The 1,065-nt window shown below is 39.4% G+C and carries 3 protein-coding genes; 2 read left to right on the top strand and 1 reads right to left on the bottom strand.

Features of this window, described 5'->3' with window-relative positions; translation table 11 throughout:
* The coding region (locus A9G37_RS12335; RefSeq protein ID WP_442903127.1) for a transposase at positions 1–131 on the bottom strand (131 nt) is incomplete at its 3' end.
* Between the two features lie 161 nt (positions 132–292).
* On the opposite strand from A9G37_RS12335, the gene A9G37_RS10240 reads away from it, so the two are divergent.
* Positions 293–763 carry a hypothetical protein gene (locus A9G37_RS10240; protein WP_065575442.1) on the top strand — a complete coding sequence of 157 codons (471 nt, stop codon included), beginning with the start codon at positions 293–295 and terminating at the stop codon, positions 761–763.
* Between the two features lie 50 nt (positions 764–813).
* The coding region (locus A9G37_RS10235) for a transposase (protein WP_065560374.1) at positions 814–1,065 on the top strand (252 nt) is incomplete at its 3' end.

Raw genomic sequence — 1,065 nt, 5'->3', positions numbered from 1 at the left:
TATTTTTCCCGCCATTTATAAAAAGTTGAATTACCCATGCCATATTTACGGCAGAGTTCCTTGACAGGAATACCTGCTTCAGCTTCTTTTAAAATAGCGACGATTTGATGTTCAGTCATTTTTTTCATCATTAAATCCCCTTTTACTTTTATCATAGAGAATTTTCTACTTTTTTGCTGTACTATTTTAGGGGAGAGTTACACCAAGAAGTAGTACTTTTAGTGGAGGAACAGCGGAGTATTATATCACTTTACCGTCACCGCCCGTTATTTGTGCGGTCAGGCCGAATTTGTTGTTGGGTGGAACAACTGGCTTGGGTTGGGACGACCAAATCTACGCAGGTCCTGCTAACATATGGGATCCAGCTAAGGTTTTTTTAGTTCAGTCAACAAGTCCATCATCTTACGACAGAAATTTTCCTACTACAGGTTCAGATGGCTTGTATTTTGATTTGGATATAGGTGGGCTTGATGCAAGCCTGTTGGGTTGGACAGTTACCACACGTGGTGATATAACGGCAACGGTGAGTTGGAGGTTGCCAGTCTCAGACCAAAATAATTCTGACATTGATAGATGGATTAGGAATAAATCAAAATATGTAACAAGGGTAACGTTGCATGGTCCTAAAGCTGATAGTGCTCAAATAAGTTCAAGTCTTCCAAGTTCACTAGCACGTCCATCTTTTCCACAGGCCTTTGAGTTAGTCGTTAGGGATAGAAGTGGTAATGAAGTGAAGTATGGATGTAACTCTCCCCTAAAATAGTACAGCAAAAAAGTAGAAAATTCTCTATGATAAAAGTAAAAGGGGATTTAATGATGAAAAAAATGACTGAACATCAAATCGTCGCTATTTTAAAAGAAGCTGAAGCAGGTATTCCTGTCAAGGAACTCTGCCGTAAATATGGCATGGGTAATTCAACTTTTTATAAATGGCGGGAAAAATACGGCGGCATGGAAACTTCGGATATCAAACGCTTAAAAGAGCTGGAGGCTGAAAACCGCAAACTTAAGCAGATGTTTGCCGAGCTGAGCTTAAAATCACAGCTTCAGGAAGAAATCATAAAA

Source organism: Gilliamella sp. GillExp13 (assembly GCF_001690815.1).
In the GTDB taxonomy this organism is placed as follows: Bacteria; Pseudomonadota; Gammaproteobacteria; order Enterobacterales; family Orbaceae; genus Gilliamella; species Gilliamella bombi.
Note: the sequence above shows the minus strand (reverse complement) of the source record. Positions and strands in the feature narration are given on the sequence as shown.